At 75.9% G+C, this 14,810-nt stretch carries 16 protein-coding genes; 6 read left to right on the top strand and 10 right to left on the bottom strand.

Annotation, left to right across the window (positions count from 1 at the left end; translation table 11 throughout):
* The first annotated feature begins 8 nt into the window (after nucleotides 1-8).
* Genes BUB17_RS01735 through BUB17_RS01725 form a run of 3 tightly spaced genes read left to right on the top strand, consistent with a single transcriptional unit; the run spans nucleotide 9 to nucleotide 3,297 of the window.
* The gene (locus BUB17_RS01735) at nucleotides 9-950 is read left to right on the top strand and encodes a putative selenate ABC transporter substrate-binding protein (RefSeq protein WP_083605901.1); all 942 of its coding nucleotides are present in this window, start codon (nucleotides 9-11) and stop codon (nucleotides 948-950) included.
* Nucleotides 947-1,693 carry a phosphonate ABC transporter ATP-binding protein gene (locus BUB17_RS01730; RefSeq protein ID WP_072912628.1) on the top strand — a complete coding sequence of 249 codons (747 nt, stop codon included), beginning with the start codon at nucleotides 947-949 and terminating at the stop codon, nucleotides 1,691-1,693. Before BUB17_RS01735 ends, BUB17_RS01730 begins: the two co-directional genes overlap by 4 nt.
* Nucleotides 1,690-3,297, top strand: a complete 1,608-nt coding sequence (locus BUB17_RS01725) for a PhnE/PtxC family ABC transporter permease (protein WP_072912099.1) — start codon at nucleotides 1,690-1,692, stop codon at nucleotides 3,295-3,297. The genes BUB17_RS01730 and BUB17_RS01725 overlap by 4 nt, the downstream gene beginning before the upstream one ends.
* Before the next feature lie 6 nt (nucleotides 3,298-3,303).
* Here the strand turns inward: BUB17_RS01725 and BUB17_RS01720 are convergent, their stop codons facing one another.
* Entirely contained in the window at nucleotides 3,304-3,897 is a 594-nt protein-coding gene (locus BUB17_RS01720) for a TetR/AcrR family transcriptional regulator (RefSeq protein ID WP_083605947.1), read from the bottom strand.
* A gap of 47 nt (nucleotides 3,898-3,944) precedes the next feature.
* Here BUB17_RS01720 and BUB17_RS01715 point away from each other — a divergent pair, with 47 nt between their 5' ends.
* Complete coding sequence (locus tag BUB17_RS01715; RefSeq protein WP_072912096.1) at nucleotides 3,945-5,129, top strand: DUF418 domain-containing protein; 1,185 nt, start codon at nucleotides 3,945-3,947, stop codon at nucleotides 5,127-5,129.
* A 145-nt stretch (nucleotides 5,130-5,274) separates the two neighbouring features.
* Here the strand turns inward: BUB17_RS01715 and BUB17_RS01710 are convergent, their stop codons facing one another.
* From BUB17_RS01710 to hrcA, 3 genes are all read right to left on the bottom strand, one after another.
* Entirely contained in the window at nucleotides 5,275-6,042 is a 768-nt protein-coding gene (locus tag BUB17_RS01710; protein WP_072912094.1) for a 16S rRNA (uracil(1498)-N(3))-methyltransferase, read from the bottom strand.
* Between the two features lie 67 nt (nucleotides 6,043-6,109).
* Nucleotides 6,110-7,234 (bottom strand): molecular chaperone DnaJ, encoded by a 1,125-nt coding sequence (dnaJ, locus tag BUB17_RS01705; protein WP_072912091.1) that lies wholly within the window; start codon nucleotides 7,232-7,234, stop codon nucleotides 6,110-6,112.
* A 16-nt stretch (nucleotides 7,235-7,250) separates the two neighbouring features.
* Nucleotides 7,251-8,273: a heat-inducible transcriptional repressor HrcA gene (gene hrcA / locus BUB17_RS01700; RefSeq protein WP_072912089.1), complete on the bottom strand. Its 1,023-nt coding sequence runs from the start codon at nucleotides 8,271-8,273 to the stop codon at nucleotides 7,251-7,253.
* 238 nt (nucleotides 8,274-8,511) lie between these two features.
* Here hrcA and BUB17_RS01695 point away from each other — a divergent pair, with 238 nt between their 5' ends.
* Entirely contained in the window at nucleotides 8,512-8,883 is a 372-nt protein-coding gene (locus BUB17_RS01695; RefSeq protein ID WP_072912086.1) for a type II toxin-antitoxin system VapB family antitoxin, read from the top strand.
* Between the two features lie 129 nt (nucleotides 8,884-9,012).
* On the opposite strand, the gene BUB17_RS01690 is transcribed toward BUB17_RS01695, so the two are convergent.
* The 6 genes from BUB17_RS01690 to BUB17_RS01665 all read right to left on the bottom strand — a co-directional run bounded on the left by BUB17_RS01690 (nucleotide 9,013) and on the right by BUB17_RS01665 (nucleotide 14,460).
* The gene (locus tag BUB17_RS01690) at nucleotides 9,013-9,618 is read right to left on the bottom strand and encodes a response regulator transcription factor (RefSeq protein WP_072912083.1); all 606 of its coding nucleotides are present in this window, start codon (nucleotides 9,616-9,618) and stop codon (nucleotides 9,013-9,015) included.
* The gene (locus tag BUB17_RS01685) at nucleotides 9,615-10,727 is read right to left on the bottom strand and encodes a sensor histidine kinase (protein WP_083605899.1); all 1,113 of its coding nucleotides are present in this window, start codon (nucleotides 10,725-10,727) and stop codon (nucleotides 9,615-9,617) included. Before BUB17_RS01685 ends, BUB17_RS01690 begins: the two co-directional genes overlap by 4 nt.
* Nucleotides 10,728-10,747: 20 nt before the next feature.
* On the bottom strand, nucleotides 10,748-11,488 hold the full coding sequence (locus BUB17_RS01680; protein WP_072912076.1) for an ABC transporter permease: 741 nt from the start codon (nucleotides 11,486-11,488) through the stop codon (nucleotides 10,748-10,750).
* Nucleotides 11,485-12,369 (bottom strand): ABC transporter ATP-binding protein, encoded by an 885-nt coding sequence (locus BUB17_RS01675; protein WP_072912073.1) that lies wholly within the window; start codon nucleotides 12,367-12,369, stop codon nucleotides 11,485-11,487. Before BUB17_RS01675 ends, BUB17_RS01680 begins: the two co-directional genes overlap by 4 nt.
* A gap of 139 nt (nucleotides 12,370-12,508) precedes the next feature.
* Nucleotides 12,509-13,729, bottom strand: coding sequence for a radical SAM family heme chaperone HemW (gene hemW / locus BUB17_RS01670; RefSeq protein ID WP_072912621.1), 1,221 nt, complete (start codon nucleotides 13,727-13,729; stop codon nucleotides 12,509-12,511).
* A 356-nt stretch (nucleotides 13,730-14,085) separates the two neighbouring features.
* Nucleotides 14,086-14,460, bottom strand: coding sequence for a PH domain-containing protein (locus BUB17_RS01665; protein WP_072912071.1), 375 nt, complete (start codon nucleotides 14,458-14,460; stop codon nucleotides 14,086-14,088).
* A gap of 88 nt (nucleotides 14,461-14,548) precedes the next feature.
* Between BUB17_RS01665 and BUB17_RS26510 the strand changes: the two genes are divergently transcribed.
* A complete protein-coding gene (locus tag BUB17_RS26510) occupies nucleotides 14,549-14,698 on the top strand; it encodes a hypothetical protein (RefSeq protein ID WP_175561241.1) in 150 nt (49 codons plus the stop codon).
* Nucleotides 14,699-14,810: the final 112 nt, after the last annotated feature.

Genomic DNA, 14,810 nt, shown 5'->3' with positions numbered 1-14,810 from the left:
AGGACGTAGTGAGCAGTCGACGTGCCGCCCGGTCGGGTGGCCCCGGAGTCCAGCCCCTGCCGAGCCCCCTCTCCCGCCGCACCCTGCTGGCCGGCGCCGGCGTCGCCCTCGCCGCCGCGGTGACCGGCTGCGGCCGCTCCGCCGCTCCGACCTCCCCCGGCCCGCTGCACGTCGGCGCCATCCCCGACCAGGACCCCGAGGTCCTGCAGCGCCTGCACGGCACCGTCGCCGACGCGATGTCCGCCGCGCTCGACCTCGAGGTGGCGTACACCCCGGTCACCGACTACGCCGCCGCCGTCTCCCTCTTCCGCACCGGCGACCTGGACCTCGTCTGGTTCGGCGGGCTCACCGGCGTCCAGGCCCGGCTGCAGACCCCGGGTGCCGAGCCGGTCGCGCAGCGCGACATCGACCGGGCCTTCACCTCGGTGTTCGTCGTCAACGCCGGCACCGGGCTGGCGCCGTCCGGCGACCTGGCCGCGCTGGCCCCGCTGCGGTTCACCTACGGCAGCGAGACCTCGACGTCGGGGCGGCTGATGCCCGCGTGGTTCCTGCGCGAGGCCGGCGTCGACCCGCAGGGCTTCCCCGGCGGGCCCGGCTTCTCCGGCTCGCACGACGCCACGCTCGCGCTGGTCGCCTCCGGCAGCTACCAGGCCGGGGTGCTCAACGCCCAGGTCTGGCGGTCCCGCACCGAGGAGGGCGTGGTCGACCCGGCGGTCGTGCGCTACGCCGAGACCCCGCCGTACTCCGACTACCACTGGCTGCTCGGCCCGCGTGCCGCCGAGCGGACCGGTGTCCCCGACCTCCGCGACCGGCTGCTGGACTTCTTCACCGGACTGCCCGCCGGCTCCCCGGTGCTGGAGCTCTTCGGCGCAGAGGCCTTCGTCCCGGTGCAGGCCGCCGACCACGACCGGATCGAGGAGATCGGCCGCGACCTGGGGCTGGTCAGCTGACCGCCGTCCTGCGGCTGGACGACGTCACGGTCCGGTACGGCGGGACGACGGCGCTGGCCGGGGTCGACCTGGAGGTCGGCCCCGGCGAGCGGGTCGCCGTCGTCGGCGCGTCCGGGGCCGGCAAGTCCACGCTGCTCGGCGTCGCCAACGGGTCGGTGCCGCCCACCACCGGGACGGTGCGGGTGCTCGGCGCCGACCCGGCCGCGCTGTCCGGGCGGGAGCGCCGCCGGCTGCGGGCGCGGGTCGGCACCGTGCACCAGTCGCTGGAGCTGGTCGGCCGGCTGCGCGTGGTGCACGACGTCAACGCCGGCCGGCTGGCGCAGTGGTCGGCAGCCCGGGCGGCCTGGTCGCTGGTGCGCCCGCTGGGCCTGCCCGAGGTGCTCGCGGCGCTGGAGCAGCTGGGCCTGGCCGACCGGGCGTTCGAGCGCACCGAGCGGCTCTCCGGCGGTCAGCGGCAGCGGGTCGCGATCGCCCGCCTGCTGGTGCAGCAGCCGGAGCTGGTGCTGGCCGACGAGCCGGCGTCCGCGCTCGACCCGGTGCTCGCCGAGCGGGCGCTGACGCTGCTCGGCGAGCCGGCCCTGGCCCGCGGCGGCGCGCTGGTGACGGCGCTGCACGACCTGGGGCTGGTGCGGCGGCACTGCGACCGGGTGGTCGGGCTGGCCGGCGGCCGGGTCGTGCTCGACGCCCCGGTGGCCGCGCTGTCGGCCGCCGACCTGGCGGAGTTCTACGGGACCTCGGCATGACCGCGGTGCTCGACCGCGCGGTGGCCCCGCCGGTGCTGCGGCGGGACCGGCGCCGCTGGGCCTGGGGCGTGGGCGCGGGAGCGGTGCTGCTCTGGTCGCTGGCCGGTGCGGGTCTGTTCAGCGGCGACGTGGTCAACCCCGGCGGGACGGCGCAGTTCGGCCGGTTCGCGGCCGCGGCCTGGCACCCCGCGCTGGACGCGCAGTTCCTCGGCGTCCTGGCGCGGTCGGCGCTGGTCACCGTCGCCTACGCCGCGGCCGGCACCGCCCTGGCGCTCGTGCTCGGCGCGGGAGGCGCGGTGCTGGTCTCGCGCACCACGTGGGGACGGCGCCGGGCCGGCTGGCTGGCCGCACGGGGCGTGCTCGCCGTCCCGCGGGGGCTGCACGAGGCGGTGTGGGGCCTGCTGCTGGTCAACGTGCTCGGCCTGGACCCGTGGGTGGGCGTGCTGGCCATCGGGCTGCCCTACGGCGCGGTCACCGCCAAGGTCTTCGCCGACCTGGTCGACGAGGTGCCGAGCGGTGCGTACCGGGCGCTGCGGGCCGCGGGAGCCGGGCGCCCGGCCGCGGCGCTCTACGGGCTGCTGCCGCCGGCCGCGGGCGGGCTGCTGTCCTACGCGCTCTACCGGCTGGAGTGCGCGGTCCGCTCGGCCGTCGTCCTCGGGATGGTCGGCGCCGGCGGGCTGGGCTACCAGCTGGCGCTGTCGTTCGCGTCGCTGCGCTGGGAGCAGGTGTGGAGCGCGGTCTACGCGCTGTCGCTGCTGTGCCTGGTCGCCGACGTGGCGGGGCGGGCGGTGCGCCGGCGACTGGCCGCGCCTCCGCCGTCCTCCCGCCGCGACCCGGTGCTGACCGCGACCGTCGTCGGCACCGCCGTCCTGGTCGGGTGGTCGTGCTGGTACCTGGCGCTGTCGCCGGCGTCGCTGGTGTCGGAGCGCACCACCGCGCAGCTGACCCACGTGCTGGGCGCGGCCTGGCCGCCGGCGACCGACGGCGACCTGCTGCGCACGATCGGCGTGCTGGCCGTGGACACGGTGCAGATGTCGGTGGTCGCGATCGCCGTCGCGCTGCTGGGTGCGGTGCTGCTGGCCGGTCCGGCGGCACGGCCGGCCGGGCGGTCGTCGCTCGGACGGCGGGTCGCCGGGGCGCTGGTGCGCGGCGGGCTGCTCCTGCTGCGCGCCGTGCCGCCGCCGGTGTGGGCTCTGGTGCTGCTCTTCGTGCTGCTGCCCGGGGTGCTGCCCGGTGCGCTGGCGCTCGGCGTCTACACGCTCGGGGTGCTGGGCCGGCTGGCCGCGGGGGCCACCGAGGAGCTCGACCCGCGGCCGCGGGCGGCGCTCACCGCGCTGGGCGCCCGGCCGGCAGGAGCGTGGCTGTACGGGGTGCTGCCCCTCGCGGCCGGGCCGGTGCTTGCCTACGCGCTGTACCGGTGGGAGGTCGCCATCCGCGACACCGTGCTGGTCGGGCTGCTGGGCGCCGGCGGTCTCGGTGCGCTGCTGGCCGCGGAGCTGGCGACCTTCGACTGGGCCGCGGCGACGACGGTGCTCGCGGCGGTCGTCGTCCTGACCTGGCTGGTCGACCTGGCCAGCGACCGCGCCCGCGCCGCCCTGCGTTGAACACCGTCACGCCGAGGGTCGGACGGGGTCCAGGAGTGCGTCCAGGTGCCGGGCCACCAGCGCCTCCGCCCGATCCGCCGGCACCCGGGCGGGCTCGACGGCGACCGCGCCGGCCAGTCCGTCGAGCAGCGCCAGCAGCACCGTCGCCTCGTCCCGGACCGCCTGCTCCGCCAGGTCGGGACGCGCGGTGGCGATCAGCAACGCGAGCAGGTCCTCGACCTGCTGCCACTCCCGCCGGTGCACCTCGGCGGTCGGCTCGTGGACGGCGGCACGCGCCATGCGCACCAGCCAGATGACGCTCGCCGGCCGGCGCTCCGCCCCGGTGCTCACCAGCTCGTCGGCGACTGCGCGCAGCACCTCGGGAGGCCCGGCTCCCGGCGCGATGCGGCGGTCCAGTCGCTCCTGGAACTGCTGGGAGATCCGGTCCATCGCCGCGGCCAGCAGGGCGTCCTTGGTCGCGAAGTGGTGCTGCACCGCCCCGATCGACACCCCGGCCGCCGCGGCGACCCGCCGGATGCTGATGCCCTCGTACCCCTCGGCCACCAGCAGGTCGAGCACGCAGTCGAGGAGGCGGTCGGAGGGCCCGGTCACATCGTGCATGCTCGCACCCTGGACGACCATACGATCGTATGGCTACGCTTCCCACCATGTCCACGAGCGCGACACAGCGCACGGCTCCCCCACCCCCGGCGACGACCTCCCGGCGCATCGCGTCGCTCGACGTGCTGCGCGGCGTGGCCATCCTCGGCACGCTCGCCACCAACATCTGGATCTTCACCGACCCGGGCGGGTTCCTCGGGTACCTCGTCGACGACACCGCGTCGACCACCCCGGCCGGGTGGGCGGTGGTGGAGGCGGTGCTCCAGCAGCTGTCCCAGGGCAAGTTCCTCGGGCTGCTCACGGTGATGTTCGGCATCGGGCTGGAGATCCAGCGGCGGTCGGCCCTGCGCGCGGGACGGCGGTGGCCCGGGCGGTACCCGGTCCGTGCCGCCCTGCTGTTCCTCGACGGCGTCGTGCACTACCTGCTGGTCGTGGAGTTCGACGTCCTCATGGGCTACGCGGTCACCGGAGCGGTGGTGGCCTACCTTCTCGCCACGAGCGAGCGCGCCCAGCGCACCTGGATGGTCGCGGCCGCCGCCGTGCACGTCCTGCTGCTCGGCCTGGTCACGGCCGCGCTGACCGCCGTCCCGGCCCCGCCGGCCGCCGGGGTGATCGAGCCGAACCCCTACGCCGACGGCTCGTGGTGGGACCTCGTGCTGCTGCGGGTGGACAACGCGCTGCTGTTCCGGATCGAGCCGGTGTTCATCCAGGCCTCGTCGGTGGCCCTGTTCCTCCTGGGCGCCTGGCTGCTGCGGGCCGGCGCGCTGGGCCCGGACGGGGTCGCGCTGCGCCGCCGGCTGCTCGTCGTCGGTGCCGTGGCGCTGCCGGTGGACCTCGCGCTCGGCGTGTTCGGCGGCACGGCCGGGCTCGTCCTCGCCCGGTACGGCACCGCCCCGCTGGTCGCCCTCGGCCTGCTCGCCCTGGTGGTCGAGGTGGTCGGCCGCCGGGGGCGGCTCGGCGCGGGAGGACGGCGGCTGGCCGAGGTGGGGCGGATGGCGCTGAGCAGCTACGTGCTGCAGAACGTCGTCGCGTCGGCACTCTGCTACGGCTGGGGTCTCGGCCTGGCGTCGCGGCTCGACCCCGCCGCCCGCGTGCCGGCGACCGTGGCGCTGTACGTCCTGGTCGCCGCGGTGGTCGTGGCCTTCGCGCACCTGTGGCTGCGCCGCTTCGCCCGCGGCCCGGTGGAGTGGCTGTGGCACTCCTCCTACCGGGCGCTGACGCGCGACCGCTGATCGCCGTCCCCACCTGCCGGTCGCCCTCCTCGCGCTGCAGCACGAGGTGGGCGCCTCCTCGCTCACCCCCGCAGTTCCTGGCTCACGACCAGTGGTGAGCCAGGAACCGCGACGATCAGCTCACCTGATCATCGCCCGAGCGGTGTCACGCCCAGCGGGTGCGGACCGAGAGCGCGGCGAGGGCGGCGGCGCCGGCGGTCGAGGTGCGCAGCACCTCCGGACCGAGCTTGACCGGGTGGGCGCCGGCGGCGTTCAGCGCGATCACCTCGCCGTCGCTGAGCCCGCCCTCCGGGCCCACGATCACCGCGATCGAGCCGGCCGTCGGCAGCTCGACGCGGGCCAGCTGATGGCGCGCCTGCTCGTGCAGGACCAGGGCCACGTCGACGTCGGCCAGTGCACCGCACACCTGGCGGGTGGTCATCACGTCGGTCACCTCGGGCACGCGGGGACGGCGGGACTGCTTGCTGGCCGCCCGGGCCGCGGCGCGCCACTTGGCGACGCCCTTGGCCGCCCGGTCCTCCCGCCAGCGGGTCACGCAGCGCGCGGCCGCCCACGGCACGATCCGGTCGACGCCGAGCTCGGTCGCGAGCTCCACGGCCAGCGGACCGCGCTCGCCCTTCGGCAGCGCCTGCACCAGCACCAGCTCCAACGCCGGTGGCGGCACCTCGTGGCGGGCGGAGACCTGCACCCGCAGACCCTGCGGCCCGGCGGCGGTGACCTCGCCCTCGGCGACGGTGCCGCGCCCGTCCCCGACCCGCACCCGCTCGCCGGGGGTCAGCCGCAGTACGTCGACGGCGTGCCGGCCCTCCGCACCGTCGACCAGCAGCTCGGCGGCGTCGGGCAGCTCGTCGAGCAGGAACAGCGGCGCGCCGTCGAGCTCGGGCACCCGGTCGTCGGCGGGGACGGCGCTCATGCGCCCTCCTCGCCGGCGCTCCTCGGCCGCGGTGCCGCACCGCCCACGGGTGAGCCCGCGAGCCCGCTCACTTGAACAGCCGGGAGAAGAGCCCGCCGTGGCCGTCGGTACCGGCGGCGGCCGGACGGTCCTCGCCGCGCAGCGCGGCGAGCTCGCGCAGCAGCTTCTCCTGCTCGGCATCCAGGCGGGTCGGCGTCTCGACCTCCACGTGCACCATCAGGTTGCCGCGGCCGGTGGCGCGCAGCCGCGGAGCGCCCTTGGCCCGCAGGGTGAGCACGCTGCCGGACTGGGTGCCCGGCCGGATGTCGATCTCCTCCTGCCCGTCGAGGGTGTCGAGGGTCAGGGTGGTGCCCAGCGCGGCGGCGGTCATCGGCAGGGTGACCCGGCAGTGCAGGTCCTCGCCGTCCCGGGTGAAGACGTCGTGCGGCCGCTCGGCGATCTCCACGTACAGGTCGCCGGCGGGCCCGCCGCCGGGGCCGACCTCGCCGTGGCCGGTCAGCCGGATCCGCATGCCGTCCTCGACCCCGGCCGGCACCTTGACCGGGATGGTGCGCCGGGCCCGCACCCGCCCGTCGCCGCCGCACTTGGGGCACGGCTCGGGGATGACCTGGCCGGTGCCGGCGCAGGTCGGGCAGGGGCGGGTGGCGACGACCTGACCGAGGAAGGAGCGCTGCACGCTCTGCACCTCGCCGCGGCCCGAGCAGGTGACGCAGGTGGTCGGGTGGGTGCCGGGCGCGGTGCCCGCACCGGTGCACGCGTCGCACAGGACGGCGGTGTCGACGGTGATGTCCTTGGTCGTGCCGAACACCGTCTCGTCGAGGTCCAGGTCCAGCCGGATGAGGGCATCACCGCCGGCGCGGACCCGGCTGCGCGGGCCGCGCGTGGCCGCCCCACCGCCGAAGAAGGCGTCCATGATGTCGCCGAGCCCGCCGAAGCCGGCCCCGCCGAACCCGCCGGCGCTGGCACCCGAGCCGCTGTCGAACGGGTCACCGCCGAGGTCGACGATGCGGCGCTTCTCCGGGTCGGTCAGCGCCTGGTAGGCACGGCTGACCTCTTGGAAGCGCTCCTTGGCCCCGGGGTCGGGGTTGACGTCCGGGTGCAGGTCCCGGGCCAACCGCCGGTAGGCCTTCTTGATGTCGGTGTCGGAGGCTCCGCGGGTCAGACCCAGGAGGCCGTAGTAGTCGGTTGCCATCGAGAAGTCTCTTACCTCAGCTCTCGGCCAGGATCTGGCCGACGTAGCGGGCCACGGCACGCACCGCGGCCATGTTGGTCGGGTAGTCCATGCGGGTGGGGCCGACGATGCCCAGCCCGCCGAGGGCGTGGTCCCCCGAGCCGTACCCCACGGACACGACCGACGCGCCGGAGAGCGCCTCGTGGGCGTTCTCCTCGCCGATCCGCACGAGGACGGTGCCCCCGGTGTCCACCTCGCTGATCAGGCGCAGGACGACGACCTGCTCCTCCAGCGCCTCCAGCAGCGGGCGCAGGCTGCCGGGGAAGTCGACGGCGACCCGCGCGAGGTTCGCCGTCCCGCCGACGACGAGGCGGTCCTCCCCCGGCTCCACCAGCGTCTCCACGAGGGCGGCGCCGATGGCGGCGACCAGCCGGCGCAGGTGCGGCGGCGCGGTCTCCAGCAGGTCGGGTACCAGGCCGGCGGCGTCGGCGAGCTTGGCCCCGGCGAAGGTCTGGTTGAGCAGCGCGCGCAGGTCGGCGACGTCGTCGCGGTCGACGTCGACCGGGCAGTCCACCAGCCGCTGCTCGACCCGCCCGGTGTCGGTGATGAGCACCAGCAGCAGCCGGGCGGTGGCCACCTGCACCACCTCGAGGTGGCGGACGGCGCTGCGCGAGAGGGTCGGGTACTGGACGACGGCGACCTGGTGGGTCAGCTGGGCCAGCAGCCGCACGGTCCGGCTGAGGATGTCGTGCAGGTCCAGCGCACCGTCGAGGAACCGCTCGATCGCCCGCCTCTCCGCCACCGACAGCGGCTTGACCGCCGAGAGCCGGTCGACGAAGAGCCGGTAGCCCTTGTCGGTGGGCACCCGGCCGGCGCTGGTGTGCGGCTGGGTGATGTAGCCCTGCTCCTCGAGCACGGCCATGTCGTTGCGGATGGTGGCCGGCGAGACGCCGAGGTCGTGCCGCTCGGCGAGGGCCTTGCTGCCCACCGGGTCGTTGGTCGAGACGTAGTCCTGGACGATGGCCCGCAGGACCTGCAGGCGGCGCTCGTCGTGCGCCACGGTGACACCTCCCCGTACCGGTCGACGCGTCGGGCGATACCCCTGCCGGAGCCCCGGCACCCGGACGGCGCGGCCGCGGGTGCTGGCACTCGCGCGGACAGAGTGCCAGTGCAGCATACGTCGGTCCGGCGGTGCCGTCGCGGCTCTCCCGGGGGCGTACGGCGCCCTCCGCAGGGCGCGCCGATAGGCTGGACGACGGTCCAGTGCCCAGCGGGCGGCGCAGAGCGGAGGCGGTCCCCTGATCTTCAAGGCGGTCCGGAACGGCCGGCCCTATCCCGACCACGGGCTGGCGACGCGGGACTGGGCGATGATCCCGCCGCGCCAGGTCCGGCTGGACACGCTGACCACCACCAGGCGCGAGCTGGCACTGGACACCCTGCTCGCCGACGACTCCACCTTCTACGGCGACCTGTTCCCGCACGCCGTCCAGTGGAGGGGCGAGCTCTACCTCGAGGACGGCCTGCACCGCGCGCTGCGGGCCGCGCTGCAGCAGCGCAACGTCATCCACGTGCGGGTGCTCGACCTCGACACCCTGATCCCGGCCGAGCAGACGGGCCCCACGACCGCGGCGATCCCCGCCCAGCAGCCGCTGCCCCACCCACAGCAGTAGGAGGACCACTCCCCACAGCTCGGCCCCCTCCAGGGGCCCGCCGCCGGCCCCGTCCAGGGCACCACCCCGAGCATGCGAGGGGTGGGGAGGACAGGGTTCTTCGACGGTGGGGAGGAGGGGGTCCTTCTGCTACAGCCAGCCCTTGTCGGCCGCGACCCGGGCGGCCTCGACCCGGGTGCGTGCGCCGGTCTTGCCGATCGCCGAGGACAGGTAGTTGCGCACGGTCCCCTCGGAGAGGAACAGCCGGCGGGCGATGTCGGCGACGGTTGCGCCGTCGGCGGCCTCCCGCAGCACGTCGGCCTCGCGGACCGACAGCGGCGTGGCGCCGATGGCCAGGGCCGCGGCCGCGAGGTCGCGGTCGATCACCCGCTCGCCGGCGACGACGGCGCGGATGGCCTTCGCGAGCTCGGTGACCGGCGCGTCCTTCACCAGGAACCCCGCCGCGCCGACCTCCATGGCGCGGCGCAGGAAGCCCGGCCGGCCGAACGTGGTGAGGACGACGGCGCGCACGCCCGGCAGCTCGGCGGCCAGCTCCCGCGCCGCGTCGATGCCGTCCTGGCCGGGCATCTCGATGTCGAGCAGCGCGACGTCGGGGGTGTGCTCCCGGGCGGCGGCGAGCACCTCGTCCCCGCGGCCGACCTCGGCGACGACGGTGATGTCCGCCTCCAGCTCCAGCAGCGCCCGCAGCGCGCCGCGCACCATCGACTGGTCCTCGGCGACGAGCACCCGGATCACCGCGCCGCCCCGGCGGACACCGGCAACAGCGGCATGACCGCGCGCAGCTCGTAGCCGCCGTCCCGCCCGGCACCGCCGGTGAGCACCCCACCCAGCGCACCCACGCGCTCGGCCAGACCGGGGAGCCCGGAGCCGGGCGCGGTGTCGTCGGCCGGGCCGCGGCCGTCGTCGGCGACGGTGAGCACCGCCTCGGCGCCGTCCTCGGTGAGCGTGACGGTCACCGCGCGGGCGCCGCTGTGCCGCAGCACGTTCGTGGTCGCCTCGCGGACCACCCAGCCCAGCGCCGCGTCGACCGGGCCGGGCAGCGCCGGGACCCGGGCGGGCAGCCGGACGGCGATGCCCGCGCCCGAGAGTGCCGCGCGCGCCTCCGCGAGGGCCTGGGCGCAGCTGACCTGCCGGTAGCCGCTGACCGCGTCGCGGACCTCGGCCAGCGCCCGGCGGGCGGCGGCCTCGACGTCGGCCATCTCGGCCCGTGCCCGCGCGGGGTCGACCTCGGCGAGCCGACCGGCCAGCTCGCTCTTGAGCGCGATGAGCGACAGGCTGTGGCCGAGCAGGTCGTGCAGGTCGCGGGCGAAGCGCAGCCGCTCCTCGGCGACGGCGTTGCGCGCCAGCTCCTCCCGCGCCTCGGCCAGCTCCGCGTTCACCGAGACCAGGTGCCGGGTGCCCCGCAGCGCGAACGCGGTCAGCAGGCACAGCACCGGCAGGATCAGCAGCCCGCCTTCGCCGTCGAGGACGAGCACCGCCGCGCACACGGCCGCCGCCGCGACGACGGCCGGCCACACCCACCGCGTCGGCAGCGCTGCCGCCGAGGCCGCCGACACGTAGATCAGCAGCCCGGCCCACGACGGCCCCATCCAGACGGCGAGCGTGACGCCGAGCCCGGCGACGACGGCCAGCCGGCCCAGCACCGACCCGCTCCAGCAGCCGCCGCCGAAGGCCCGCCGGAAGACGTCGAGGTAGACGACGGTGAAGACCAGCAGGCCGGCGCCGGCGACCAGCCGGACGGCCAGTGGCCGGTCGGTGGTGACCAGGTCGGCGAGCGGGAAGAACTGGAACAGCAGCCAGGGCAGCGCCCAGCCGATGCGGTACCAGCGAGGGCGGGGGTCCACGGCGCCCGACCGTAGCTCCATCAGCCCGCGACGGCGGCCAGCGGACGCCGCCGCGCCACCAGGACCGCGAGGGCGGCGAACACCGCGGTGAACCCGACCAGCGCCCCGACGGCGAGCACCGGCGGCAGCTCTCCGGCGGCGGCGGCGCGGCCGGTCTCGGCGTACCAGTACGACGGCAGGCCGTGCGCCACGGCGCGCAGACCGGAGGGGAAGAGCTCGACCGGCACCCACAGCCCACCCAGCGCCGCCAGCACGGTCCCGACGATGCCGATCGCGCCGCCGGCGGCCTTCTCCTCCAGGGCCCAGCCGAGCAGCAGGCCGAGGGCGACGAACACCGCCGACCCGAGCCACAGGACGCCGATCAGGCCGACCCACTCGCCCGGCGCGAGGTGCACGCCGTTGACGAACCGGCCGGTGAGCGCGACGACGACCAGCGGCGGCAGGGTCAGCAGCATCCCGACGGCCACGTCGACGGCGACCACCGACGTCTGCGGCACCGGGGTGACCCGCAGCTGGCGCAGCCAGCCCGACGCCCGGTCGAAGGAGAGCCGGACGGTCGCGCCGAGGGCCGCCCCGACCGCGCCGTAGGCCATCATCGAGACCATCGTGGCCACCGCCTGCTCGGGGCTGACGCCGCCTGCCGTCCCGGCGAAGACCCGGGTGAAGAAGACCGTGAAGAGCGCCGGCAGCAGCACGGTGAAGAACAGGAACTGCCGGTTGCGCGCCACCCGGCGCAGCTGGAAGACGAACAGCGGGTTCACCGCCCGCCTCCCACCAGCGACAGGACGGCGTCCTCGAGGCTGGCGCCGCGGACCTCGAGGTCGTCGAGGGGGACGCCGTCGGCGAGCAGCGCACGGAGGGTGGCCTCGACGTCGGTGGTGGCGAGCGCGACCGTGCCGCCCAGCCGGGTGGCGCCGGTGACGCCGGGCACGCGGTCGAAGGTCGACCCGTCGGAGGCGGAGAAGCGGACGGTGCGCCCGGCGACGGCCGACCGGAGCCCTGCGGAGGGCCCGTCGGCGACGACCCGGCCCCTGGCCATCACCACGACCCGGTCGGCGACGGCGTCGGCCTCCTCGAGGTGGTGGGTGGCGAAGACGACGGTCGTGCCGCGGGCGGCGAGGTCGCGCATCGTCGCCCAGAAGGCGCGGCGGCCCTCGACGTCCATGGCCGAGGTCGGTTCGTCGAGGAGCAGCAGCGGCGGCTGACCGGCCAGCGCGAGCGCCAGCAGCACCCGCTGCCGCTGGCCGCCGGACAGCGCGTCGACGTCGCGGTCGAGCAGCCCGCCGATGCCGGTGGTGGCGACCAGGTCGTCGAGCGGCCACGCGTCGGCGTAGCTGCGGCGGACCAGCTGCAGCACCTCGCCGGCGCGCGCCTCACCGGGCAGGCCGCCGTGCTGGAGCATCGCGCCGACGCAGCCGGCGCGGACGGCGTCGGCCGGGGCGCGGCCGAGCACCCGGACGGTGCCCGCGTGGGGGCGCAGCAGCCCGAGGACGGCGCTCACGGTGGTGGACTTGCCCGCGCCGTTGGGGCCGAGCAGCGCGACGGTCTCGCCACGGCCGATGCGCAGGTCGAGGCCGTCGACGGCGAGGACGTCGCCGTGGCGGACGGTCAGGTCGGTGAGGGCGAGGGCGTCGGGAGGCACACGACGAGCCTGCTGGTCAGGGATCCGTCCGCAGTAGTGCGGGACGTCGCGATCTCCGTCTGACATCTGTCAGCGTCCCACCGAGGCCCCGTCCAGAGGCTCGCGCCGAGCTTGCGAGGCGTGAGGAGGACGGGGTCCTTCAATCCGTGAGGTCCCGGACGAGGGCGTCGGCGAGCAGGCGGCCGCGGTCGGTGAGGACGGCGCGGCCGGCGGCGTGCTCGTCCGGCTCGAGGAGCCCGCGGGCGACGGCGTCGGCGGCGCGGGCCCGGCCGACCCCCGACAGCGCGGTCAGCGGCAGCCCCTCGCGCAGCCGCAGCCCGAGCATGACGGTCTCCAGCGCGCGGTCGTCGTCGTCGAGCAGCTCGGTGTCCTGCACCGGGCTCTCCCCGCGCAGCAACCGGCCGGCGTACGCGGCCGGGTGCTTGACGTTCCACCAGCGCAGCCCGCCGACGTGGCTGTGCGCGCCCGGCCCGACGCCCCACCAGTTGGCGTTGGCCCAGTACAGCTCGTTGTGCCGGCAGCGGGCGGCCTCGCCGCGGGCCCAGTTGGAGACCTCGTACCAGTCGAAGCCGGCGGCGCGCAGGGTCGCGTCGGCCTGCTCGTAGCGGTCGGCGAGGACGTCGTCGTCGGGCATCGGCAGCTCGCCGCGGTGGATGCGGCGGGCCAGCCGGGTGCCCTCCTCGACGATGAGGGCGTAGGCGCTGACGTGGTCGACCGGAGCGGTGAGGACGGCGTCGAGCGAGGCGGCCCAGTCGGCGTCGGTCTCCCCCGGCGTTCCGTAGATCAGGTCGAGGTTGACGTGCTCGAAGCCGGCCGCGTGGGCCTCGCGGGCCGCCTCGACGGCGCGGCCAGGGGTGTGCCGCCGGTCGAGGACGGCGAGCACGTGCTCGGCCGCGGACTGCATGCCCAGGCTGATCCGGGTGAAGCCGGCCTCGCGCAGCGTGGCGAGGGACGCCGGCGTCACGGTCTCGGGGTTGGCCTCGGTGGTGACCTCGACGGCGGGGGCGACCGGGAACAGCCGGCGCACCTCGGTCAGGACGGCGGCCAGGTCGTCGGCTGCCAGCAGCGTGGGGGTGCCGCCGCCGACGAAGACGGTGGAGACGGTCGGCAGGTCCGGGCCCAGGGTCTCCGCGGCCTGCCGGAGCTCGGCGATCGCGGTGCCGGCGTACTCGGCCCGGCTGGCGCCGGGACCCAGTTCGTCGGCGGTGTAGGTGTTGTAGTCGCAGTAGCCGCAGCGGGTCGCGCAGAAGGGCACGTGCACGTAGAGCCCGAAGGGCGTGCGGGCCAGCCCGTCGCGGGCGCTGTCGGGGAGCTGCAGGGTCCGCGGCGGGGCCTCGAGCAGCGGCAGGACGGTGTTCATCTCATCCCAGTGTGCTCCCCGTGCACCCGGCTGCGGAGCGCACTGGCCGATGCGCTCGCCGACGACGAGGTGCGGGTTGTCGCTCGACCACACGGGCAGGGCTTCTGCTCCGGCATGGACCTCACCGGGGCGGCGGGCGGCGCAGCCAGACCACGTGGCTGCTGCGCGCCAGCGGCTGCGCGGCTCGCCGGGCAGCCGCTGGCGCGCTCGGACCGTTTTCGCTGGCGACAAGGGCCAGGAGGCCATTGCTGCCTTGCGGGAGAAGCGTCCGGCCCGCTGCAACGGACTGGGGTCCCCGGAGGCTCGGGCCCTGCTCACAGGTGTGAGCAGGGCCCGAGCATCCGCCGGAGGAGGCCTCAGGGCACGAAGCCCGCGATCACCTGCCCGAGGCCGCGGATGTCGGCGTCGCCCTCGAACTCCAACCGGACCTTGCCCAGACCGCTGACCCACAGGTCGCGCTCGGCGTCGAGGTCGAAGGTGCCCGCGGTCTCGATCGAGAAGGCCTGCACCTTGCTGTACGGCAGCGAGGTGAAGTCTCTCCTGCGACCGGTCGTGCCCCGGACGTCGACGGTGATCAGCCGCTTGTCGGTGAAGACGACGAAGTCGCGCACGGCCTCGAAGCAGGCGGCGACCTGCTCACCCGGGACGAGCAGCGGCGCCACCTCGGGGCCGAGCTCCTGCGGCGAGGCGGGGTCGAGCTCGAAGACGGAACCGTTGCTGAAGTCGATCACCGCATCACGTCAGGTCACCGAGCATGCACTCATGGCGTTCGCCGGGTGTGTCCTTGCCCCGGCCCACCGGCGGGAGGACCCTCCGGGCATGACCGAGCCCGACGATCACGAGCGGTTCCGTTCCCTGCCCGAGCCCGTGCGGCTCGAGGACACGGTCGAGGGCGTCGACACCTCTCCCGTCCCGGCTGCGGACGCGAGTGACGAGCGGGAGGTGTTCCTGCGCGAGGCCGGCGGCTGACGCCCGGCCAGACGTCGATCGAGCCCGTGGTGGCGCTCCCATCGGGCGCCAGGCCGCGCACGGCGCCGCCGTCGAGCGCACCTGGTGATGGCCTGTCGGTCGGTGAGCGGAA

Origin of the sequence: Geodermatophilus obscurus (assembly GCF_900143215.1) — a bacterium.
Taxonomy (GTDB): Bacteria; Actinomycetota; Actinomycetes; order Mycobacteriales; family Geodermatophilaceae; genus Geodermatophilus; species Geodermatophilus obscurus_A.
Note: the sequence above shows the minus strand (reverse complement) of the source record. Positions and strands in the feature narration are given on the sequence as shown.